Raw genomic sequence first — 22394 nt, 5'->3', positions numbered from 1 at the left:
GTGGCTACCGGCAGCCGTGACGACCGCGGCCGAACGCCGGGGTGGTAACACCGCAACGGGCCGGCGGGGTCACCGGCGAAGCCCCGGATCGGTTAGAATGTGCGCGTCACCCGCGTGATCCGACGCCGCATCACGTAGCGGCGGGCTCCGCCGTACAGCACCACCGAACGCATCAGTTCCCATTTCCCGTACTCTGCGTGCTCCCGCACCCTGGCGCGCGCATCCGCGATGTGTTCACGGGGGGTCACGGTCAGCCTGAGGTACTCGTACCTGTCATCCCTGCTGGCCACCGGGTGGGGGGCAGCAGAGCCGATCTTGGACAAACGTTGTTCTTTCATTGCTCCCATTCTGCCTCGATAACGACTAACGTCTACCCCATGAGCAATGATCCTCGCGCCGCCCTGCAAACTCTGGTCAACGCGTTCGAAGAACACCTGGCCGCCGCCGCAAATCGACGTTCGGACAACGACCCCGCCGTGGACGGGGCGTACCTCTCGATCGCTGACGCCTTCGACGCTTACGAAGAGGCCCTGTACGAGGCCTACGACGAAGTCACCCCCCTCACCGTGTTCGCCGAGGACGAGAGCGACTCGGATGATGACGATGATGACGACGAGGACTTGCTCGAAGACAACGAGATGATGGACGAAGACCTCGTGGACGAAGACGACTACGACGAGGACGATGACTCCTCGGATTCCGCGCGCCGCTAGATCGAATGAGGGGGCCGCGTGCCCACCGAGCGAGCGGGCAAGGGCTCACGTGTGATGGAACACGTGGGCCCTTTGCACACCCGTTTCACAGGCCCGGGTGCCGTACAGTTGTCGCGTGAACTGGATCGAAGCAATCATTCTGGGAATTGTCCAGGGCCTGACTGAATTCTTGCCCGTATCCTCCTCCGCACATCTGCGCATCATGGGTGAGTTCCTCCCCAACAGCGCGGATCCCGGTGCCGCCTTCACGGCCATCACCCAACTGGGCACCGAGACGGCGGTGGTGATCTTCTTCTGGCGAGACATTGTGCGGATCATCAAGCAATGGTCGTTGTCGCTGCTCGGGAAGGTCTCCCGCAAAGACCCCGACGCCCGCATGGGGTGGTTCATCATCCTGGGCTCCCTGCCGATTGCGATCCTGGGGCTGCTGCTCGAGGACTACATCGACAGCCAGTTCCGTTCACTGTGGATCACCGCGTCCATGCTGGTGATCTTCGGTTTGTTCCTGGCCATTGCGGATCACGTGGGTAAGCAGGAACGCGTGCTGGAGGATCTGACCGTCAAACACGCCGTCGGCTACGGTCTCGCGCAGGCGCTCGCCTTAATTCCGGGTGTCTCCCGATCGGGTGGCACCATCACGGCCGGTCTGCTCATGGGGTACACCCGCGCGGCCGCCGCCCGCTACGCCTTCCTGCTGGCCATTCCCGCCGTTTTCGCCTCCGGGCTGTACAAGCTGTACAAGGCCATGACGGGACAGGAACCTGAGAGCGTGTACTCCATGGCGCAGACACTGGTAGCAGCGGGTATCGCGTTCGTGGTCGGGTACATCATCATTGGTTGGTTCATGCGCTACATCTCCGAGCGCAGCTACAACCTGTTCGTGTGGTACCGGATCCTATTGGGCGCCGGAATCTTCGTGCTGCTGGGCACCGGCATGATCAGCGCCTGATAACCGCGCCGCCGGACCCGGGGGAATAGGGTACCGGGGGCACCCGTTGACAACTTGAGTGACCCCTGTCCGTGAACAAAAGGTGAGTATGAAGTCCTGGTCCGCACGTCCCGTTCCCGAATTGCCCGGAACAGCCCCCACGCCGTCGGTGTACGACTCGCGGCAGCAGCGAAAGGTGCAGCTTCCGTCCGAGCACGAGGCGGGTCTGTACGTCTGCGGTATCACACCCTACGACGCCACCCACATGGGCCACGCCGCCACGTACGTGGCCTTCGACCTGTTGCATCGCGCCTGGAACGACGCCGCCCAGCACGTCACGTACGTCCAGAACGTCACCGACGTGGACGACCCGCTGCTCGAGCGCGCCGAGGCCACGGGCGTGGACTGGCGTGACCTCGCCAAAGAACAAACCGATTTGTTCCGGACGGACATGAGTGCGCTGAACGTGATTCCGCCGGCCCACTACGTGGGGGCCACGGAATCCGTGGAATGGATTGTGCCCGCGGTCGAAAGCCTCATTGATCGTGGTCTGGCCTACCGCGTTCCCGGCGGTGTGGACAAGGACGGCAACGAGCAACCCGACGGGGACGTTTATTTCGACGTCGACGCCGCCGGGCAACTGAAAGAGACCGATCCCGATGCGTGGGTGGTCGGTGACGTGTGCGGGCTGAGCCGCGACGAGATGCTCCCGTTGTTCGCCGAACGCGGCGGAGACCCCGAACGCGACGGCAAGAACAACGTGCTCGATCCCTTGCTGTGGCGCGTCAACCGCCCGGGAGAGCCCGCGTGGGACGGCGCATCACTGGGTGCAGGGCGCCCCGGTTGGCACATCGAGTGTTCGCTGATTTCCCTCAAGTACCTGCCCACTCCGTTCACGGTCCAGGGCGGCGGTTCCGACCTGGCGTTCCCGCATCACGACATGGGTGCGGGCCATTCTTACGCGCTCTCGGGCCAGCCCATGGCCGAGCATTTCGTGCACACGTCCATGGTCGGTCTGGACGGCGAGAAGATGTCCAAGTCCAAGGGCAACCTGGTGCTGGTCTCCAAACTCCGAGAACGCGGCGTGGACCCCTCGGCGATCCGGTTGGCCATCCTGGCCAATCATTACCGCACCGATTGGTTCTGGACCGATGATCTGCTGACCCAGGCCGAGCGGCGACTGGCCACGTGGCGTGCGGCCGCGGCCAAGCCGGAGACCGCCGGTGCCGAGGCGCTGCTCGAGGCCGTGCGCGCGGCCCTGGCCGATGACCTCAATGCGCCCGCCGCATTGGTTGCCGTGGATGCGTGGGCGGCTCGGAACCTGGGTGGGGCCGCTGCTCGCGGTACCGATGCGTCCTCGCGGGACCGTCAGCTGGCCGTCGACCTCATCGAGTCCCGGCTGGGAGTCGTGCTGTAATCACACGGAGTCAGCGCGCTACCCGCGGTCGTCGCGGCGTCGCAAATAACGCTCGAACTCACGGGCAATGGCGTCACCGGTGGCCTCGGGCAGATCCACGGTGTCCTTGGCTTCTTCCAGCTGCCGAACGTACGCCGCGACCTCGGGATCCTCTTCGGCGAGCTCATTGACGCCGCGTTCCCAGGCCTCCGAGTCCTCCACGATCGGATCCACCGGCAGCGAGATGCCCAGCAGTTCCTCCAACTGCCGCAACAGAGCGAGCTCCGCCTTGGGCGAGGGCGACTGGGCCACGTAGTGCGGCACCGCCGCCCACATGCTGACCGTGGGGAAGCCCGCGAGCGCGGCCATGTGCGAGAGGACACCCACGATGCCCGTGGGGCCCTCGTACTGGGGCGCTTCGATGTTGAGTTCGTCGCGCAGTTCCTCGGTGTCCGAGGTCAGGGTCACCGGAATCGGCCGCGTGTGGGGCACGTCGGCCAATAACGCCCCGATCATGATCACGAAGTCGACGTCCAGGGTGGTGGCCTGTTCGAGTAACTCCGCCGTGAAGGTGCGCCACTTGTAGGACGGTTCCCAGCCGTGCAGCAGTACCAGGTCCAGATTGGTGCCGGGGACAGAGGCCTTGGACAGTTTGGTGGTGGGCCACTGCAGCTTGGGCTCCCCGCTGGCTCCCCGACGGACGATGGGCCGGGAATATTGGTAATCGTAGAAATCATCCGGGGAGACCTCGAAGACCTCGCGCGCACCGTAGTGCTCACTCATGAGTTTGAGGGCGTCGGTTGCGGCGTCGCCGGCGTCGTTCCAACCTTCGAACGCGGCGATCAACACGGTCACTTTGTCCGTCTCGGTGCCGTCGCGAACCACCCCGAAGGGGCCGACCCCGGGGTGCGAATTCTTCTCGTCAAAGGTGCTCACCGTTCCACTGTACGGCGCGGGCGGACGCAGTACCACGAGCCCGGATTCAGCCGTTTCACCGGTGACCCGTTTAACATGGGCGCATGCATTGTGAACGCGCGCTGAACTCCCCTCGCCCCACCGCGCCAGAGTTGGCATGAGCGGCACCACCGCGGCCCGGCGCGGGCTCCGGTTGGCACGCGTCGGCGGCGTGGACGTTCACCTGGATCGGTCGTGGTTCGTGATCGCCGTCCTGACGGTGGTGCTCTACGGGCCCATCCTGTGGCGGCTTTATCCCGAGTTGGGCTGGCTCAACCTGGTCGTGGCTTTCGGGTTCGCCCTGGGGTTGGCTGTCAGCGTGCTCGTCCACGAATTGGCGCACGCGCTCGTGGGCAGGGCCGCGGGCTGGCCCGTGGGACGCATCGTCCTGACATTGATGGGTGGCCACACAACCTTCGGTGCCGTCCGTGCCTCACCGGGGTCCACGGCGGTGGTGTCCCTGGTGGGACCGATCGCCAATGTCATCCTGGCGGGCATCGGTACCGCATTCATGATCCTGGCCCCCGCGCAGAACGCCGGCCCCGGGTGGGCATTGCTGCAGCTGTTGGTGCTGGCCAACTGGATCCTGGGACTGTTCAACCTGCTGCCCGGTCTGCCGCTGGACGGTGGGCGCGTGGTCGAGGCCCTCGTGTGGCGGCTCACCGGTTCGGAGAGCAAGGGAACCACCGTGGCAGCCTGGAGCGGTCGCGGACTGGCCGTGCTGGTCCTCGTGTGGGTTGTGTTCCAGGGTCTGTGGCGCTCGCCGATCACGCTGCTCATCACGCTCATGATCGCCGCCTTCATCTTCACGGGGGCTTCGCAAGCTCTCAAGCAAGCGCGGGTGCTGGAACGGGTTCGACCCCTGCGCGCCTCCGCCATCGCGCGTCCCGCGCTCGAATTTCTCCCCGGTACCGCGCTGTCTCTCGTGGATGCCTCCGTTCTCGCCGCCACGAGCCAGGGCTACACCGGGTGGACCCCCGATGTGGTGGCGCGCGACGCCGCGTCGGGTCAGGTGGGTGTGCTCAGCCCGCAGCGAGCGGCCACCGTGCCGGACAATGCGCGGGGCGACACGCCCGTGGGCAAGGTCATGGAATGGTCACCCGTGTCGGCCGCGGCGCCGGCCGACGAGCGGGGCGACGACCTGCTGCGGCGGTTGGAACTCAATGGCTTCCCCTGGGTGCTCGTGCTCGACCCGGAGCGGACCGTGGTCGGTGTGGTGCATCACCGGGACCTCGCCCGCCACATCACCGGCCGATGAGACCTCCCACGGGCCACGGTGAGACAATGACCGGGAGCTGACCACGGCGGGGCCGCGTGCCACCGCCGAAGACCCACAGAACATCTTTTCGTGAAAGCGAGCACATGACCCAGCAGTCGCACGAACGCCAAGCACCCGCCCAGTCCGCAGCACCGGTCCGGGGTGCCGCTAATCGGAGGGGACCCATGCGCGCGGGCGAGCGCGTGCAACTGACCGACGACGGCGGCCGCATCACCACCATCACGCTGGCCGAGGGCGGGCAATACCACACCCACCGAGGTGTCCTGGAACACCAGGAACTGATCGGAGCTCCGGAGGGCACCGTGGTGACCAACTCGGGTGGCATCCAGTTCCAGGCCCTGCGCCCGCTGCTCAAGGACTTCGTGCTGTCCATGCCCCGCGGTGCTGCGGTGGTGTACCCCAAGGACGCCGGTCAGATCGTGACCATGGCGGACATCTTCCCCGGTGCGCGCGTGGTCGAAGCCGGTGTGGGCTCGGGGGCACTGTCGATTTCCCTGCTGCGCGCGGTGGGGGACGAAGGCACGGTGCACTCCTTCGAACGCCGCGAAGAATTCGCCGATATCGCCCGGGGCAACATCGAAACCATGTTCGGTGGCCCGCACCCCGCTTGGACGTTGACCCTCGGAGACCTTGCCGAACAGTTGCCGGAGGTCGAGGAACCCGGCTCCGTGGACCGCGTGGTCCTTGACATGCTGGCCCCGTGGGAATGCCTGGACGCCGTGGCCCACGTGCTGGCCCCGGGCGGCGTCGTGATCTGTTACGTCGCCACCGTGACCCAGTTGTCGCGCGTGGCCGAGGCGATGCGCGCGGACGGGCGCTACACCGAACCCGAGGCGTCCGAGACCATGGTGCGCGGCTGGCACGTGGAGGGTCTGGCGGTGCGTCCCGATCACCGGATGGTCGCGCACACGGGATTCCTCATTCAGTCCCGCAAGCTTGCCGACGGTGCCGTGCGCCTGGCTCCCAAGCGCCGCGCGTCCAAGAGCGATTACACCGAGGAAGATCTGCAGGCCTGGACCCCGGTGGCCCTGGGCGAGCGGATCGTCTCCGACCGCAAGCTGCGCCGCGCCGGCCGCGACGCCACCCACCTGGCCGATCAGGCCGCCCAGGCCACGGCACGCATCGATCCCGACGCGCGGCGGGAAAACACCCCGCAGAGCACGGAGGACACCAGCCATGAGTGATGCCACCCCGCAGAACCGAGCCACCGACAACACGCAGCGTCAGATCAACATGCTGCGCGAGCAGAAGCGCAACCTGGACAAGCAACTGGCCGGCGTGGGATCGCAGAACCAGAAATTGGTGCGCCTGCTGGATGCGTCCCGGCAGGAGATCGTCAAGCTCAAGCAGACCCTCGCCGCGGAGGCCGTGCCGCCCATGAGTTTCGGGGTGGTGCAGCAGGTCAATCCCGGTCAGCAACCCGTGGGAACCGCCACCGGTGACGGGCCCGTGATCACCGTGGCGAGTCTGGACGTGCTGGTGTCCGGCCGCAAGATGCGCGTGGCCGTGAGCCCGCTCGTGTCGTTGAGCGCGTGTGAACCGGGGATCGGGGTGCTGTTGAACGAGAATTACGTGGTGGCTGCCGTTCTCGACTACGAGCGCACCGGCGAGGTGGCCACCATCAAGGAAATCATTGACCACGACCGTGTGCTGACCGTTGGACGCTCCGACGAGGAGCGCGTCATGTTGCTCTCCGGCGCGCTGCGCCGCGACCGACCCAAACCCGGTGACGCGGTGACCGTGGACCACCGCACCGGTTTCGCCCTGGAACATGTGGAACGCACGGACGTCGAGCAACTGGTGCTGGAGGAGGTTCCCGAGGTCAGCTACGCGGACATCGGCGGCCTGGGCGCCCAGATCGAGGCCATCCGCGACGCCTTGGAACTGCCCTACGTGCACCCGGACCTGTACCGCGACCACGGCCTGCGCCCACCCAAGGGCATCCTGCTGTACGGCCCGCCCGGTAACGGCAAGACGCTGATCGCCAAGGCCGTAGCCCGCTCGCTGGCCGAGCGCAGCGCGGCCAAGGCGGGTCGCGCACGCGCCCTCGGATACTTCCTGAACATCAAGGGCCCCGAACTTCTCGACAAGTACGTGGGTGAGACCGAGCGTCAGATCCGTTCCATCTTTGCCAACGCCCGCGAACAGGCCGCCCGGGGTGTGCCCGTGGTGGTGTTCTTCGACGAAATGGACTCGCTGTTCCGCGTGCGCGGTTCCGGCCTGTCCTCGGACGTGGAAACCACCATTGTGCCGCAGCTGCTCACCGAGATCGACGGCGTGGAGAAGCTCGACAACGTGATCGTGATCGGTGCGACCAACCGCGAGGACATGATCGACCCCGCCGTGCTGCGCCCCGGTCGCCTGGACGTGAAGATCCGCATCGATCGTCCCGACCGCCACGGTGCGCGCGAAATTTTCACGCTCTACGTCACCCCCGAACTTCCTTTGCGCGAGGCCGACGTGGCCGCGGCGGGTTCTCGTGAAGCCGCCGTCGATCAGTTGATCGACGCCGCGATCGCCCACATGTACGATCGCACCTCCGCCACCGAGTTCCTCACCATCAGCTACCGGGACGGTGGCCAGGAAACCCTGTACTTCGCCGATTACGTCTCCGGGGCGGTGATCCGCAACGTGGTGGACCGGGCCAAGAAGCAGGCCATCAAGACCCTGCTGACCACGGGCGAACGGGGTCTGACGCGCGAGCACCTGGTGAATGCCGTGGATGAGGAGTTCTACGAGCAGCAGGACCTTCCCAACACCGCGGACCCGGAGGACTGGGCGCGGTTGACGGGCCGGCGGGCCAACACGATCCAGGACGTACGGATCGCCGTGCACCGCGGCACCGCTGCTACCCAGGACGGGGATCGGTCATGAGTGTGCGGCGGGTGATGGGTAGTGAAACCGAATTCGGTGTGCTTGCCGTGGGTGAACCCCAGGCCAACGCCACGGTGCTCTCCACCCGGGTGGTGACCGGGTACGCGCTGCGGGTGGCCCGAGAACTGTCACGGGAGCAGTCCGGGTCCCAGGCGTCCCAGGGGCAGCCGCACGTGGGCACCGGCTGGGACTACGGTTCGGAGTCCCCACTCTCCGACGCTCGCGGATACTCGATGAGCCGTGACCAGGCCCACCCGTCGCAGCTGACCGATCAGGCCCCCGTGCTCACGGCCGAGGAGATCGCGGCGGAGGCGATCACCGAATCCGCGATGTACACCGAGGACATGGACTGGCGGAAGGTCGTCATGAACACCGTGATCCCCAACGGGGCGCGCGTGTACGTGGACCACTCGCACCCCGAGTACTCCTCGCCGGAGGTCACCACGCCCTTGGCCGCCCTCACGTGGGATGCCGCGGGGGATGTGGTGGCCGCCCGCGCCGTGGCGGAGCTGGCCCGGGGTGCGGAGAAGACCGGGACACCGCCGGTGAACCTGTACAAGAACAACACGGACAACAAATCCGTGTCCTACGGGGCCCACGAGAACTACGTGGTGGACCGAGCCGTGGCCTTCGACCGGATCGCGGCGGCCCTGCTGCCGTTCTTCGCGACCCGCCAGATCATGTGCGGTGCCGGTCGCGTGGGGTTGGGCGTGGACGGTAACCAACCGGGATTTCAACTGAGCCAACGCGCGGATTTCTTCGAACGCACCGTGGGCCTGGAAACCACCATTCACCGTCCCATGGTCAACACCCGCGACGAGCCCCACGCGGACGACACCAAGTACCGGCGGCTGCACGTGATCATCGGGGACGCCAACCTGTCCCACACGGCCACGCTGCTGAAATTCGGCACCACCTCCTTGGTGTTGAACCTCATCGAACACGACCGGGTGCCCAGCGTGGACCTGGTGGACCCGGTGGCGGCCCTGCAAACGGTCAGCCACGACCCGACCGTGACCGCGAGCGTGGCCCTGCGCGACGGACGCGAGCTGAGCGCCGTCGACATTCAACGCGAGTACCACCGCGCCGCCACGGACCTCGAACGGGAACTCGCGCCGGACGGCCTGGACCGCGACACGCAACAGGTGCTGGACCTGTGGGATCAGGTGCTCAGCGACCTCGCCCGGGACCCGGCACTCCTTGCCGATCGACTCGACTGGGCCGCCAAGTACGCCCTGCTCACGGCGTATAGGCAACGCGACGGTATGGCGTGGGACGACCCCCGGTTGATCGCGATCGACCTGCAGTACGCGGACGTGCGCCCCGAAAAGGGGCTGTACCACCGGCTGGCCGCGGCCGGTCGGATCCGCACGCTGGTCGACGCCCACACCATTGACCGCGCAGCGGACCGGCCTCCCGAGGACACCAGGGCGTGGTTCCGCGGTACGGCCGTGCGCCGCTTCCCGTCCGCGATGGTCAGCGTGGGCTGGGACAGCGTGAACGTGGCATTCCCCGGGATCCGCCGGGGCGCCCGGATCGCTATGCCCGAACCCCTGGACCTGACCCGCGCGACCACCGGGGAATGGTTTGAGGCGCAGGACGTTGAACAGTGGGTGCACCGGGTGGCCGAACACCGCCCCGGCACGGTCACCGGAACCGGCGTCCACTGAGCGCACCCGACACCAAAGCACGCAGAGATCAGGAGACACACATGGCACAGGAACGCATTTTCGGCTCGGGCTCGCGCCGCGAAGAAGAAACCGAGCTGCCCGACAACGGCACCCCGGCGCCGTCACAGGGTGCCGGACAAGCACAGCGCGACACCCAGGGCACCGATGATCTCCTCGCCGAGATCGACGGCGTACTCGAGACCAACGCCGAGGCCTTCGTGAAGGGCTTTGTCCAGAAGGGCGGCCAGTAAGCTCGTGGACCGCAGAATCTACGGCATCGAAACCGAGTTCGGCATCACCCACAGTGTGTCCCGGGGACACAGTTTGGGAGCCGACGAGACCGCGCGGCGCCTCTTCGCACCCGTGCTCGCGTGGGGCAGGGCGTCCAACGTGTTTCTGCCCAATGGCGGCCGGCTTTACCTCGACGTGGGTTCGCACCCGGAGTACGCCAGCGCGGAGACCGCTTCCCTCCAGGACGTGGTCGCCCAGGACGTGGCCGGTGAGTTGATCGTGGACGACCTGCGGCAGCAGCTGCAACAAAAATTCGATGAGGACGGCACCGGCGGCACGGTGCACCTCTTCAAGAACAACGTGGACTCCGCGGGCAACTCCTACGGCTCCCACGAGAACTACATGATCTCGCGTCGCACCGAATACGCGCGCCTGGTGCAGGTGCTCATTCCGTTCCTGGTCACCCGCCAGATCCTGGTGGGCGCCGGCCGGGTGCACCCCAACGGGCCGGCCGAGTTCGGCGGTCTCACCCTGGGCGACGGCTCCCACGGGCCCAGCTACTCGTTCTCCCAACGCGCCGATCACATCTGGGAGGGCTCCTCCTCCGCCACCACGCGCTCGCGGCCGATGATCAACACCCGTGACGAGCCCCACGCCGATGCCGAGCATTACCGCCGGTTGCACGTGATCAACGGCGACTCGTCCATGTCCCAGACCACCACGGCACTGAAGATCGGCACCACGGATCTTATGTTGCGCATGATCGAGGCCGGGAAGATCCTCCCGGACCGCACGCTGGCGGATCCCGCGGCGGCGCTGCGCATTGTGTCCCACGACCTCACGGGTCGGGCTGAACTGGAGCTGGCCTCCGGCGAGAAGATGTCCGCCCTGGATTTGCAGCTGGAGTACCTGCACGCCGTGACGGATTTCGTGGCTCGCCACGGCGCCCACCACGATCGCGTGGACTGGGTGTTGGAGTTGTGGGAGCGCGGTCTGCGCGCGGTGGCCGACCAGCGTTTCGAGTTGGTGGACACCGAACTGGATTGGGCCATCAAGAAAAAGTTGTTGGACTCCTACGCCTCCTCCCACGGCATGGACTACGCCAACCCACGGCTGCTGCAGTTGGATTTCGCCTACCACGACACGTCACCCACGCACGGATTGTTCCGCATGCTCAGCCGCCGCGGTGCCGTGGCCACGTTCATCGCCGACGACGCCGCTCACGCCGCCGTCACGCGCCCTCCGGCCACGCGTGCGAGCCTGCGCGGTAAGTTCATCCGGGCCGTTCTGGACGCGGGGGAGAACTACACGGTGGACTGGGTGCACCTCAAGCTCAACGGTTCCCGGAACCAACGCACCGTGATGTGCAAGGACCCGTTCGCCACCTCCCAACCCGATGCGGATGAGCTGATTTCCGAGGTCCAGGCCATGTCCGCGGGCTGAGAGTTCACGCCCAACCCCCACGACCGTGACGGGGGAGTATCAGCTGATCCTCAAGCGAGTCCCATAGATTGGTCGTCGAGTTCTTACAGCGCCCCTTCGTGTTGAAAGGTGAATCCTCCTTTGCGAAAGATTGTTCCGGCCGCGGGCACCGCCCTGGCCCTGTCCCTGATGTTGACCGCGTGCGGCGGCGCCGAAATGGATTCGGTGGAGCTGTCGAAGGACCCCTCCGGGGGAACGGCGCCGTCTGTTTCCTTCGAAACCCCCCTCCAGGTGAGTGAGGCCGAGACCAAGGTGCTGCGCGAGGGGGAGGGCGAGGACTTGGACGAGGGCGACAACATCCTGTTGCAGGCCGCCCTGTTCAAGGGCTCGGACGGTTCCTCGTTGGGTGATACGTACAGCCAGGGTGCCGGTCAGGTGCTCACGTTGAACGACGAGCTCAAGGACGCCATACCGCAGATGTACGATGCGCTGCTCGACGCCAAGGAAGGCGCGATCATCGCCTACAGTTCGCCGGACACCAGCGGTGCCGCGGGGGACGAGTCCACCTCGGTCGAGGTGTACCAGGTGGCTCAGAAGATCCTGGCACCCCTCAACGAAGACATGAAGGACACCTCGGACAAGCTGCCGACCGTGACCCAGGACGATCAGGGCACACCGACCATCGAGAAGCCCTCCGGTGAGGAACCCAAGGATCTCCAGACGGAGGTGCTCATCGAGGGCGACGGTGAAGAGGTCTCGGACACGGACACCGTGGTCGCCAACTACGTGGGTGTGCGGTGGGCGGACGGCGAGGTCTTCGATTCCTCGTACGAGAAGGACGCCCCCGCATCTTTCCCGCTCGACAGCGTGATCGAGGGGTGGAAGGAAGGCCTCAAGGGCCAGAAGGTGGGCTCCCGCGTGTTACTGGTCGTGCCGACCGGTCAGGCCTACGGAACCGAGAAGCAGCTGGGCGAGGATTCAGAGTACCCAGCCGGCTCACTCGTGTTCGTGGTGGATATTCTGGGTGCCGTCCCCACGCCCGAACCCGCACCGAGCGAATCCGCGGCACCGTCCGAGAGCGCTACTTCTCAGCCCTCGGAGGACGCCAGCGGTTCAGCGAGCCCCACGCCAGCGGCGTCCGCATCGGATCAGTAAACTAGTCGTCTGGACGGGCCCCGCACCGGGGTCGGATGCTACGAAAGGCCATGAACGTGTCATTTGGACAGCGCAACTTGGATCGTTCCAAGCCGGACATCGATTTCCCGCAGGATCCGGTCCCCACGGAACTGCGCATCACGGACGAGATCCCGGGCACCGGCCGCGAGGCCAAGGCCGGGGACACCATCTCCTGCCACTACGTGGGTGTGACCTACTCGGGCGGCGAAGAATTCGACGCGTCCTGGAACCGCAACCAGCCCCTGGACTTCACCGTGGGCATCGGCCAGGTCATCCAGGGTTGGGACCAGGGTCTGCTGGGCATGAAGGTGGGCGGGCGCCGTCGGCTGGAAATTCCTTCCGAGCTGGCGTACGGCAAGCGGGGCGCACCCGGTGCCATCGGCCCGGACGAAGCCCTGATCTTCGTGGTCGATCTGCTCGACGTACGCTAAATGCCCCCATCCTCAGGATCGGTTTCGGGCCGCTCCACCGCGGCGTCGGCGGAGCGGCTCCTGAATCTGCTCATTGCGCTCCTGGACCGCGAGAGCGGGTACACGCGCGATCAGCTGCGGGAGATCGTTCCCGGGTACCACAAGGCCGGTAGCCACGACGCGTTCGAGCGAATGTTCGAGCGCGATAAATCGCACCTGCGTTCTCTGGGCTACCCGGTCGAGGAGATCCCCGACGACGATCCCTGGGCCACCGACGCCCAGTTGGCGCCGCGGTATCGGGTGTCCCGCGGTTCGTACCAGTTGCCCCAGGTGCAGTTCAGCGCGGAAGAATCGGCGGTGCTTGCGGTTGCCGCGGACGCCTGGAACGACGCCGCACAGGACCGGCTGGCCCGCCGAGCCCTCGACAAGCTCGAACCGGCCTTGTCCCACGAGGCCGCCCCGGGTCGCGACGTGCAGCCGACGGTGGCCGTGGCGGACCCGGCATTCGAACCGTTGCTGTCCGCGGTGCTGAGCCACCGCACGGTCCGCTTCGACTATGTGGACCGCACGGGTGCCTTCAGCCGGCGCACCGTGCAGCCCTGGGGTGTGGGCTCACGTTTCGGCGCGTGGTACCTGGCCGGCTGGGACGAGGACCGCCAGGCGAAACGCACGTTCCGGTTGACCAGGATCATTTCCGAGGTGGCCATCACCCGGGACAGTTTCGAACCCCCCGAGGACTTTTCCATGGGAGGTCAGCTCGCGCGCATGGTCCTGCCGCCCACCCGCGTGCGGGTCACGATCTACGTGCGGCAGGGGGCGGCCCAGCTGTTGCGTCAGATCGCAACACCCCTGAACGAGGAAGACCCCCATGTGCCCGAGGGTTTCGACGCCGTCATGTTGGCGGTGTCCGACACCGAGGGCGCGGCCGAACACGTGTGCGCAGCCGGCCCCGACGCCCGTGTGGCCACGGCCGCCGGCGCGGACCTGGAAACTCAGCGGGCCGTGGCCCGAGCGGTGGAACGGCGCTTGAACGAGGCCAAGAAATTCCAGGACCGCGTGGGTGGTTGCGAGGTGGTCTGGGGAAAGCAGCGCCGTAACGGTGCCGCCAAGGCAAGCACGGAACAGCACCTGGCGCGGTTGTTGCACATCGTGCGTCACGTGTACTCGCACCAGGGTGCGCAGCTGGAGGAAACGGCCCGGCACTTCGGCATCACCGACCAGGAATTGATTGCCGACCTGCAGACACTGTTCGTCTGCGGGCGGCCCGGTCACATGCCCGATCAACTCATCGATGCGTCCTGGGACGACGGCCATATTTACCTGGGTAACGCGCAAGAACTCTCCGAACCCGTGCGATTGACCGTTCCCGAGGCCAGCGCGTTGTTGATGGGACTGCAAACCCTCCAGGCGCTGCCGGGTGGCAACAGCGACGTCGTGCGCTCCACCATGCGCAAAGTCGCGACCGCCGCGGACGCGTTGCCGCTCGCGGACGCACTGGCCGCTCCGGACCAGCCGGCCGAACTCGTCCCCGAGGACACGGAACTGATGAGTCAGGTGCGGCAGGCGATCACGAACAACCGGCGCGTGCAGATCCGCTACGTGGTGGCCTCACGGGACGAGGTCACCGAACGGCTGGTCGACCCGGTGCGCATCGTGTCCTCGGACGGCCACCAATACGTGCGTGGCTGGTGCCTCAACGCCAACGGGCCCAGGACCTTCCGCGCCGACTGCATCCTCAGCTGTGAGGACGTGGGACAGGCCCAGGCGCATCCCCGGATGGACTCCGAAACGCGCACGAGTCTGTACCCGGAGAAGCGCCGCCCCGTGCAGGCCGTGCTCGTGACGGACCGGCGTGGTCGCTGGATCGTGGAGCACTACCACGCCAAGCGCGCCGCGACCGTGGACTTGCCGCCCACGGAGGAACCGCCGGTCCCGGTTGCGGGCGGGCCGGGCGGGTCCAAGGGCCCCAAACCGTTGCCCGAGTACGTCGCGGCGGAGGTGGACTTCCCCACGGCGGAGGCGCTGAGTTCCCTGGTGACCCGGCACGCCGGTCACGTGGCGGTGGCTTCCCCGCCCGAGGTCGTGCGCACAGTTGAACAGTGGATAAATAACAGCCTCTTCATGGGCACAACTCAACCCTAGTTCAGGGCTCGGCTCTATACTGGAACCCATGGTGTGGTGGATGTGGGTCGTGCTGTGGACCTTAGTGGTCCTGGCGAGCTTCGCGTTCATCGTGGGCGCGGTGTGGAGACTGATCACGCGTAAGGCCTTACCCGCAATGCGCGACGTCGAGGCCATGGCCGATGACTTCACGCACCGGTGGAACTCCGCCGCCCAGGGAACACCACAACCACTGCGCTCACCCGCTGAACCCGCCGTCTTCACCCCGGTGAATTCGGCCCGCGCCGCCTATTCGAGCGGACGCGATCAACGACAAACAGCCCGGCTCGTCCGCCGCATGAATCGCAAGGACATCTTGGGCCAGCCCCAGCGGCTGACCGATCTTCGCCGGGCTGAACGGAAAGGACTTCACCATGGGCCGCTTGTTTGACAGCCCCCTCACCATTGTTCTCATCCTCGTGGTGATCTTGCTGCTGTTCGGTGCCCCCAAGCTCCCGGGTATGGCTCGCAGTTTGGGTCAGTCCATGCGGATCTTCAAGTCCGAGGTCAAGGAAATGAAGAGGGACGACGACGACAACGTGACCGTGAACGGTGAGCCCGTTTCCACCGGCCAGACCATCTCTCAGCCGCAGAACCCCACCACGACCAACCCCGTGAACACCGACACCGGTGCACCGGGCCAGGCGACTGCGCAACCCGTCGCGCAGCCCGACGCCACCCCGGTAGATCCCCAGCAGCGCCCCAACGCGTAGGTCGCGGATTCTCCTGAGCTACACAGCACACGCCCGGGGTGGGCCGTACGGTCCACCCCGGCGAGTGCCCCTCCACGGCCCAACTCACAGCAGAGGTTCGGATGTCCGCCACTGATTCCAACTCTGTGCGGGATCCCTCGCGGCGCAGTGAGCGCCGTTCCCGCAAGAAGAACAACTCGCGCAGGAGCAACCCTCAGGCCCAAATGGCACTGAAGGAACACCTGCGTGAAATGCGTAATCGGTTGATCAAGTCGGCCATCGCGGCCGTCATCGGCGCGGTGGCCGGATTCATGGTCTATAACCCGTTCATGCAATACATCACCGAACCGCTGCAACGCTTGGCGGATTCGGGGCGCACGGCCACCATCAACTACTCATCGGTGGGCGGTTCCTTCAACATCATGGTTGAGGTGGCCCTGGTACTGGGCGTCATTTTCGCATCCCCGGTGTGGCTCTATCAGCTGTGGGCCTTCATCACCCCGGCGCTGCACAAACATGAACGCCGCTACGCCATGGGCTTCCTGGCAACCGCCATTCCGTTGTTCATCGGCGGTTGCGCCCTGGCCGTCACGGCTCTGCCCGCCGCCGTGTACGCCCTGACCGCGTTCACCCCCGAGGGTGGCGCGAACTTTGTCGAGGCCAACCAGTACCTGCGGTTCTTCCTGCAACTGATCTTGACCTTCGGGGTGGCGTGCGTGATCCCGGTGTTCCTGGTGGGACTGAACATGCTGGGCCTGCTCGCCGGGCGCACAATCTTGAAATCCTGGCGCGTGGTGGTGGTCATCGTCCTGGTCATTTCCGCCATGGCCGCGCCCGGTCCGGACCCGGTCACCATGTTGTACCTGGCCATTCCGTTACTGGCGTTGTTCTTCGTGGCCGTGGGAGTGTGTTTGTTCCTGGATCGGCGCAGGGCAAGGAAGGCGGCCAAGCGTGAGGCGGACACGGGCATGGTTGCGGACAGTGCGACCTCCGCCCAAGAACTTCGCAAGATGGGCTAGCAGCGGAACCTCACGGCGCGGATTTATCGGGTGTCCGGGCTACGCCGTAGGCTGGACGCATGTCTTCCCACGCCGATCGATTCATGGCCGCCAAGGCCCGTGCGGCCCACGCGAACACGGAACTCGCGGCGTTCGAACAACTGCTGGACTTCGAACTCGATCCCTTTCAGACCAAAGGGTGTCGGGCGTTGGAACGGGGCCATGGCGTTCTGGTCGCGGCCCCCACGGGTGCCGGAAAAACGGTGGTGGGCGAATTCGCCATCCACCTGGCCCTCGCCCAGGGGCGCAAGGCTTTCTACACCACCCCCATCAAGGCACTGAGCAATCAGAAGTTCTACGAGTTCTCCCGTCGCTGGGGCAGCCACCGTGTGGGATTGCTGACCGGTGACACCTCGGTCAATTCCGAAGCGGAGATCGTGGTCATGACCACCGAAGTGCTCCGCAACATGCTCTACGCGGATTCGGCCACTCTAACCAACCTGGGGTACGTGGTGATGGACGAGGTCCACTACCTCGCGGACCGCTTCCGGGGTGCCGTGTGGGAAGAAGTCATTATCCACTTACCGGATCACGTGCAGCTCGCCTCCCTGTCGGCCACCGTCTCCAACGCCGAAGAATTCGGTGCGTGGCTTCACCAAGTGCGCGGTCACACGGACATCGTGGTGTCGGAACACCGGCCCGTCCCGCTGTGGCAGCACGTGCAGGTGGGACCGCAGCTGCTCGACTTGTTCGTGGACGACACCGTGGAAGAAGCTGCGGAGCGACAGGCGGAACCCGGCATGGACGAGCCGACTGTCAACCCGGAACTGCTCCGACTGTTCCGTGCCCAGCACCCCCGCGGTGGCCGGGGCGGCGGGCGCGGCCCCAATCATCGGGGTCGACGGCGCCGCGGGCCCCACCGTCCGGAGGCACACGTTGCGCGTCAGGACCGGATCTCCCGGCCCCACCTGCTGCGCCGCCTCGACGCGGAGGCCCTGCTGCCGGCCATCACCTTTATTTTCTCCCGGGCCGGTTGCGATGCGGCGGTGGCCCAGTGTGTTGCCGCCGATCTGTGGTTGACCACGCCCGAGGAGCAGAAGACCATTCGCGCCTATGTGGCCGAGGCGACCTCGCACATGACCACCGCGGACCTGGCCGCGCTGAACTACCACGACTGGTACGACGGACTGATCCGCGGTACCGCCGCCCACCACGCGGGCATGCTCCCGGTCTTCAAAGAGGTCGTGGAGCAGCTGTTCGCCCAGGGGCTGGTGAAGGCGGTCTTCGCCACCGAGACCCTGGCGCTGGGCATCAACATGCCCGCGCGTTCGGTCGTGCTCGAGCGGTTGGACAAGTTCAACGGTGAGTCCAGGGTTGACATCACTCCCGGCGAGTACACCCAACTCACGGGGCGTGCCGGGCGGCGCGGCATCGATGTCGAAGGACACGCCGTGGTGCTGTGGCGCGACGGAATGAATCCGCAAGCCGTGGCCGGGCTGGCCTCCAAACGGACCTACCCGCTGAACTCCAGCTTCAGCCCCACGTACAACATGTCCACCAACCTGATCGCCCGCTACGGCGCCAAACGGTCCCGTTCCATTCTGGAGACGTCGTTCGCGCAGTTCCAGGCGGACCGTTCCGTGGTGGGCCTGGCCAAGCGCGTACGCTCCCAGGAAAAGACCCTCGAGGCCTACCGGGACGCCATGGCGTGTCACCTGGGCGATTTCACCGAGTACGCGCGGCTGCGGCGCGAACTCAACGGTCTGGAGAAATCGGCGACCAAGTCCCGCTCCGCCCGGCAACGCAACGATGCTGCAGTGTCGCTGCAGGACCTGTTGCCCGGTGATGTCATTGACATTCCGCAGGGCCGTAATGCCGGGTACGCCGTGGTGGTCAAGGCGGACGAGCACCCCTTTGACCCGCGACCCCACATCCTCACACTGGACGGCAAATTGCGACGGGTCGGTGTCAACGACCTCGACGGCTCCCTGGAACCCGCGTCGAAGGTCAAGATCCCCAAACGTTTTTCGGGGCGCTCACCTCAGGAACGCAAGGACCTGGCGTCCACCGTCCGCGCGGCCCTGCGCGAGCATCGGCCCGCCCGCGAACGCGGCGGCGGCCACACCATCCAGTTCGACCGCGGAACCTCCGCGCGGGACCGCAAGATCGAGGATCTCCGGCGCGCACTGCGTTCCCACCCGTGCCACGGGTGTTCCGACCGGGAACACCACGCCCGGTGGGCGGAGCGTGCCTGGAAGCTCCAGAAGGAGACCGACGGACTGCGCCACCAAATTGCCGGTCGCACGGGCAGCATCGCGGCAACCTTCGACCGGGTCTGCGCGGTACTCACCCATTTCGACTACTTACGCGCGGACGAGTCCGGCAGCCTCAAACCCACTCCTACGGGGGAGCAGTTGCGCCGAATCTACGGTGAGCGTGATTTATTGCTCGCCCTGAGCCTGCGTGACGGTTTTCTCGACGGCCTCGATGTTGCGGGTCTGGCGGGCGTGGTCACCGCCCTCGTGTACCAACCCCGCCGGGAGGACCAGGGATCCCGGCCCAAGATGCCCACGGCCCACATGGAGGCCGCCGTTCAGACGCTGATCCACAACTGGTCGGTGCTCACGGACGTCGAAGCGCAACACCGGCTACCTCAGACGGCTCAGCCCGAGCTGGCCCTGGTGGATGCCATGTACCGCTGGGCCCGGGGTGCCAGTTTGACCAAAACACTGACGGGCACGGATCTGGCCGCCGGTGACTTTGTGCGCTGGGCCAAACAAACCATTGACCTGCTGGACCAACTGGCCGGGGTCGAGCACCTGGATCCGGCCATCCGCGCCACCGCTCGCGACGCCATTCGGGCAGTGCGCCGCGGAGTGGTGGAGTACAGCGTCTTCGAACAGTGACCAACAGCCATGATTTCCCGGAGGACAATGTGAACCCACAGGCCAAAACCACCGTGATGTACGTGAACGCTTCGGTGTATTCACCGGTGGACCCGTTCGCCACGGCCATCCTGGTGGACGGGCCCACGGTCGCGTGGCTGGGTTCCGACAGCGCAGCACACGCCATGACGGGCGATCGGACCACCGTGACGGATGTGGCGGGCGCGGTGATCACCCCGTCCTTCGTGGCGCACCAGCGCATCACCGGCACCGAACAGATCGTGACCGCGGCTCAGGGTTACGGTGCCGTGGAGTTGCTTTCCGACAGCGCCGAGAAATTGACCGATGCGGTGAACCACGCAACGGAGGCCGGTCTGATTGCGCTGCCCGTCCTGATTCACCCGGTGCGCGATGCCACCGACATCGAAGCGGCCGGCGCCCCGCGTTCGTGCCTGGGGATGGAGCTCACCGCCGCTCAGGATCGGGATGCGCTGGTCGCTGCCGTGACGGCTCACCTGGTCGCCTGCTCCGAAGGCCGTTATCAGGCAGTGATCATATGCGGCGGCGGTGACGACGCGGAGGGAGCGCCGTCGTCCGTGATCGACGCCGTGCTCGAGGCGGCGCAGCGAACCACCGACAGGGTGGGGCAGCGCGCTTTCAGGTCCCGCGGCCATCGCCTCGTGGGCGTGGGCGAACTCAGCGACGAGCAGAGCGAGGAGCTCGCCCGCCACGCGCTGTCGGTGAGTTCACGGCCCGGGGCGGCACCCCTGACGGCGCTGGCGCGGGCGGGGGTTCCCTCGACCCTCATCACTGCTGCGGACAACCCGTGGCAGGCCGTCAAGGACGCCCTGGAGGCTGCGCAACCGCGCCATAGGACCTCGGCCCGCGCGGCGTTTCTCGCTTTGACCCGCGGCGTGTGGCGAACGCAACGCGATGCTCAGCCACTGGCCGGTCAGCTGGCGCCCGGGGCGGAAGCGAGCCTGGCAATGTGGGACGCCGAATCTCTCATGGTCCAGCAGGCGGCGGGCACCGGCGCGTCCTGGAGCACGGACCCCCGCGCCCGCACACCGGCCCTGCCGGCCCTCGACGACCCGAGGTTGCCCACGTGCGAGCGTGTCATGGTGGCGGGGAACATCGTTTTCGAATGATTGACAATCTGCCATCTTGGTGCTCGCCAGAATAGGCGGTTACACTGAATTCTTACTGCCGGGTGGGTTCATCCGTCCTTAGAAAACAGAGCCGCGGAGCAATTCGCGCCTGGTCCGAAGGCGGATGGGCCCGCCCTGTGGTGTGTTCGGGGCGTTTCCCCCGTCCCCAGAGGCTTGAAAGGACGCCCGGTGCGAGTTCTCACGATCATCCCCACCTATAACGAACGCGAATCACTGCCCACGGTAGTGGCCCGGTTGCGGGCAGCCGTTCCCGATGCGCACGTGCTGATCACGGACGACAACAGCCCGGACGGCACCGGCCGCTTGGCCGATGACATGTCCGCGGCGGATGATCATATCCACGTGCTCCACCGGGCCAAGAAAGAGGGGCTGGGCCCGGCCTACATCGCCGGTTTCCACTGGGGTCTCGAGAACGGCTACGACGTGCTGGTCGAGATGGATGCGGACTGCTCCCACCAACCCGAACAGTTGCCCTTGCTGCTGGACGCCATCGACAACGGCGCGGATCTGGCCATTGGTTCCCGCTACGTACCGGGTGGTCGCACGGAGAACTGGCCGCTGGACCGGCAGCTCATTTCCCGCGGCGGCAATCTGTATTCGCGCGTCCTCCTGGGTACCCGTATCCATGACATCACCGGCGGCTACCGTGCCTACAAACGCGCGACCCTTGAGGCCATAGACCTGGACTCGGTGCGTTCTCGCGGTTACTGCTTCCAGATCGACCTCGCATGGCGCACCGAACGGTTGGGCCTGAACATCACGGAGGTGCCCATCACCTTTGTCGAGCGCGAAGAGGGCGTCTCCAAGATGAGCAAGAACGTGACCGTGGAAGCGGCGACCAGCGTGGCCGCATGGGGTTTGACAGCTCGAGGGCAGACCCTGGCGGCGAAACTCGGCCTGCGCAAGTAACCCACATGCGAGTCGCAAGCCACGGCGACGAATAGCAAACGCCGACGCCGCGTACCACAGGTGGTACGCGGCGTCGGCGTTTCAACTGGGCCCTCACCGGAAACCCGGCCCGATTGACGGTCCCGGCGCGCTCATGACATCAGATCGCGTGGCGCTCCTTGTAGAAGTCCAAACGCTGCTGCAGGATTTCCTCGAGCTCCTCGGAGCTACGACGCTCCATGAGCATGTCCCAGTGGGTGCGAACATGCTTCTCATTGGGGTTTTCAGGTTTTTCACCGTTGACCAGGATGGCCTCGTGGCCGGTCTTGGTGGTCCACACCGGGGGAATTTCCGCCTCCGCCGCGAACATCACGCTCACCGATTCACCATCCTTGGTGCGGTACTCCACGCGTTGGCGCGGTGCCGGTTCAACACCGGTTTCGGTTTCCATCGACTGGGAACCCAAACGCATTCCACGGAGGCTGCGATCGCTCACTGGACGGTCCTTCCTGAAGTCCTACTGGTACACAGAATATGATCCCGGCTGTC

Annotated in this window: 21 protein-coding genes; 18 read left to right on the top strand and 3 right to left on the bottom strand. The window is 66.0% G+C overall.

From position 1 onward, the window contains the following. Window positions 1-92: 92 nt before the first annotated feature. Window positions 93-338: a DUF5703 family protein gene (locus tag AC3ENJ_RS02620; RefSeq protein ID WP_431812963.1), complete on the bottom strand. Its 246-nt coding sequence runs from the start codon at window positions 336-338 to the stop codon at window positions 93-95. 39 nt (window positions 339-377) lie between these two features. Here AC3ENJ_RS02620 and AC3ENJ_RS02615 point away from each other — a divergent pair, with 39 nt between their 5' ends. The 3 genes from AC3ENJ_RS02615 to mshC all read left to right on the top strand — a co-directional run bounded on the left by AC3ENJ_RS02615 (window position 378) and on the right by mshC (window position 3058). Then, the gene (locus tag AC3ENJ_RS02615) at window positions 378-713 is read left to right on the top strand and encodes a hypothetical protein (protein ID WP_431812962.1); all 336 of its coding nucleotides are present in this window, start codon (window positions 378-380) and stop codon (window positions 711-713) included. Window positions 714-828: 115 nt separating this feature from the next. Beyond that, entirely contained in the window at window positions 829-1662 is an 834-nt protein-coding gene (locus AC3ENJ_RS02610) for an undecaprenyl-diphosphate phosphatase (protein ID WP_431812961.1), read from the top strand. Window positions 1663-1750: 88 nt separating this feature from the next. Continuing rightward, complete coding sequence (gene mshC, locus AC3ENJ_RS02605) at window positions 1751-3058, top strand: cysteine--1-D-myo-inosityl 2-amino-2-deoxy-alpha-D-glucopyranoside ligase (RefSeq protein ID WP_190780490.1); 1308 nt, start codon at window positions 1751-1753, stop codon at window positions 3056-3058. A gap of 18 nt (window positions 3059-3076) precedes the next feature. Here the strand turns inward: mshC and AC3ENJ_RS02600 are convergent, their stop codons facing one another. Then, window positions 3077-3973, bottom strand: coding sequence for a PAC2 family protein (locus AC3ENJ_RS02600; protein ID WP_431812960.1), 897 nt, complete (start codon window positions 3971-3973; stop codon window positions 3077-3079). A 136-nt stretch (window positions 3974-4109) separates the two neighbouring features. Between AC3ENJ_RS02600 and AC3ENJ_RS02595 the strand changes: the two genes are divergently transcribed. The 15 genes from AC3ENJ_RS02595 (at window position 4110) to AC3ENJ_RS02525 (ending at window position 21866) form a co-directional block, all read left to right on the top strand. Then, complete coding sequence (locus AC3ENJ_RS02595) at window positions 4110-5249, top strand: site-2 protease family protein (RefSeq protein ID WP_431812959.1); 1140 nt, start codon at window positions 4110-4112, stop codon at window positions 5247-5249. 104 nt (window positions 5250-5353) lie between these two features. Then, window positions 5354-6454, top strand: a complete 1101-nt coding sequence (locus AC3ENJ_RS02590) for a tRNA (adenine-N1)-methyltransferase (protein ID WP_431812958.1) — start codon at window positions 5354-5356, stop codon at window positions 6452-6454. After that, window positions 6447-8144, top strand: coding sequence for a proteasome ATPase (gene arc / locus AC3ENJ_RS02585; protein ID WP_431812957.1), 1698 nt, complete (start codon window positions 6447-6449; stop codon window positions 8142-8144). The genes AC3ENJ_RS02590 and arc overlap by 8 nt, the downstream gene beginning before the upstream one ends. After that, on the top strand, window positions 8141-9814 hold the full coding sequence (gene dop / locus AC3ENJ_RS02580) for a depupylase/deamidase Dop (RefSeq protein ID WP_190807598.1): 1674 nt from the start codon (window positions 8141-8143) through the stop codon (window positions 9812-9814). The genes arc and dop overlap by 4 nt, the downstream gene beginning before the upstream one ends. Before the next feature lie 41 nt (window positions 9815-9855). Then, on the top strand, window positions 9856-10065 hold the full coding sequence (locus AC3ENJ_RS02575; RefSeq protein ID WP_190780484.1) for a ubiquitin-like protein Pup: 210 nt from the start codon (window positions 9856-9858) through the stop codon (window positions 10063-10065). A 4-nt stretch (window positions 10066-10069) separates the two neighbouring features. Continuing rightward, entirely contained in the window at window positions 10070-11488 is a 1419-nt protein-coding gene (gene pafA / locus AC3ENJ_RS02570; protein WP_431812956.1) for a Pup--protein ligase, read from the top strand. 120 nt (window positions 11489-11608) lie between these two features. Next, on the top strand, window positions 11609-12622 hold the full coding sequence (locus tag AC3ENJ_RS02565; protein WP_431812955.1) for an FKBP-type peptidyl-prolyl cis-trans isomerase: 1014 nt from the start codon (window positions 11609-11611) through the stop codon (window positions 12620-12622). Between the two features lie 56 nt (window positions 12623-12678). Beyond that, window positions 12679-13074, top strand: a complete 396-nt coding sequence (locus AC3ENJ_RS02560; protein ID WP_190780611.1) for an FKBP-type peptidyl-prolyl cis-trans isomerase — start codon at window positions 12679-12681, stop codon at window positions 13072-13074. Beyond that, window positions 13075-15195, top strand: a complete 2121-nt coding sequence (locus AC3ENJ_RS02555; RefSeq protein WP_431812954.1) for a WYL domain-containing transcriptional regulator — start codon at window positions 13075-13077, stop codon at window positions 15193-15195. It abuts the gene before it with no gap. A gap of 28 nt (window positions 15196-15223) precedes the next feature. Further along, a complete protein-coding gene (locus tag AC3ENJ_RS02550; RefSeq protein ID WP_431812953.1) occupies window positions 15224-15604 on the top strand; it encodes a hypothetical protein in 381 nt (126 codons plus the stop codon). Beyond that, complete coding sequence (tatA, locus tag AC3ENJ_RS02545; protein WP_190807594.1) at window positions 15588-15926, top strand: Sec-independent protein translocase subunit TatA; 339 nt, start codon at window positions 15588-15590, stop codon at window positions 15924-15926. Before AC3ENJ_RS02550 ends, tatA begins: the two co-directional genes overlap by 17 nt. 101 nt (window positions 15927-16027) lie before the next feature. Then, window positions 16028-16924 (top strand): twin-arginine translocase subunit TatC, encoded by an 897-nt coding sequence (tatC, locus tag AC3ENJ_RS02540; protein WP_190780478.1) that lies wholly within the window; start codon window positions 16028-16030, stop codon window positions 16922-16924. A 59-nt stretch (window positions 16925-16983) separates the two neighbouring features. Continuing rightward, complete coding sequence (locus AC3ENJ_RS02535) at window positions 16984-19809, top strand: DEAD/DEAH box helicase (RefSeq protein ID WP_431812952.1); 2826 nt, start codon at window positions 16984-16986, stop codon at window positions 19807-19809. Next, window positions 19806-20936, top strand: coding sequence for a hypothetical protein (locus AC3ENJ_RS02530; RefSeq protein ID WP_431812951.1), 1131 nt, complete (start codon window positions 19806-19808; stop codon window positions 20934-20936). Before AC3ENJ_RS02535 ends, AC3ENJ_RS02530 begins: the two co-directional genes overlap by 4 nt. A gap of 189 nt (window positions 20937-21125) precedes the next feature. Beyond that, complete coding sequence (locus AC3ENJ_RS02525) at window positions 21126-21866, top strand: polyprenol monophosphomannose synthase (protein WP_190780476.1); 741 nt, start codon at window positions 21126-21128, stop codon at window positions 21864-21866. Between the two features lie 139 nt (window positions 21867-22005). Here the strand turns inward: AC3ENJ_RS02525 and AC3ENJ_RS02520 are convergent, their stop codons facing one another. Further along, window positions 22006-22341 carry an RNA polymerase-binding protein RbpA gene (locus AC3ENJ_RS02520; protein WP_190780475.1) on the bottom strand — a complete coding sequence of 112 codons (336 nt, stop codon included), beginning with the start codon at window positions 22339-22341 and terminating at the stop codon, window positions 22006-22008. Window positions 22342-22394 lie beyond the last annotated feature (53 nt).

This window comes from Kocuria sp. cx-455 (assembly GCF_057707085.1).
Note: the sequence above shows the minus strand (reverse complement) of the source record. Positions and strands in the feature narration are given on the sequence as shown.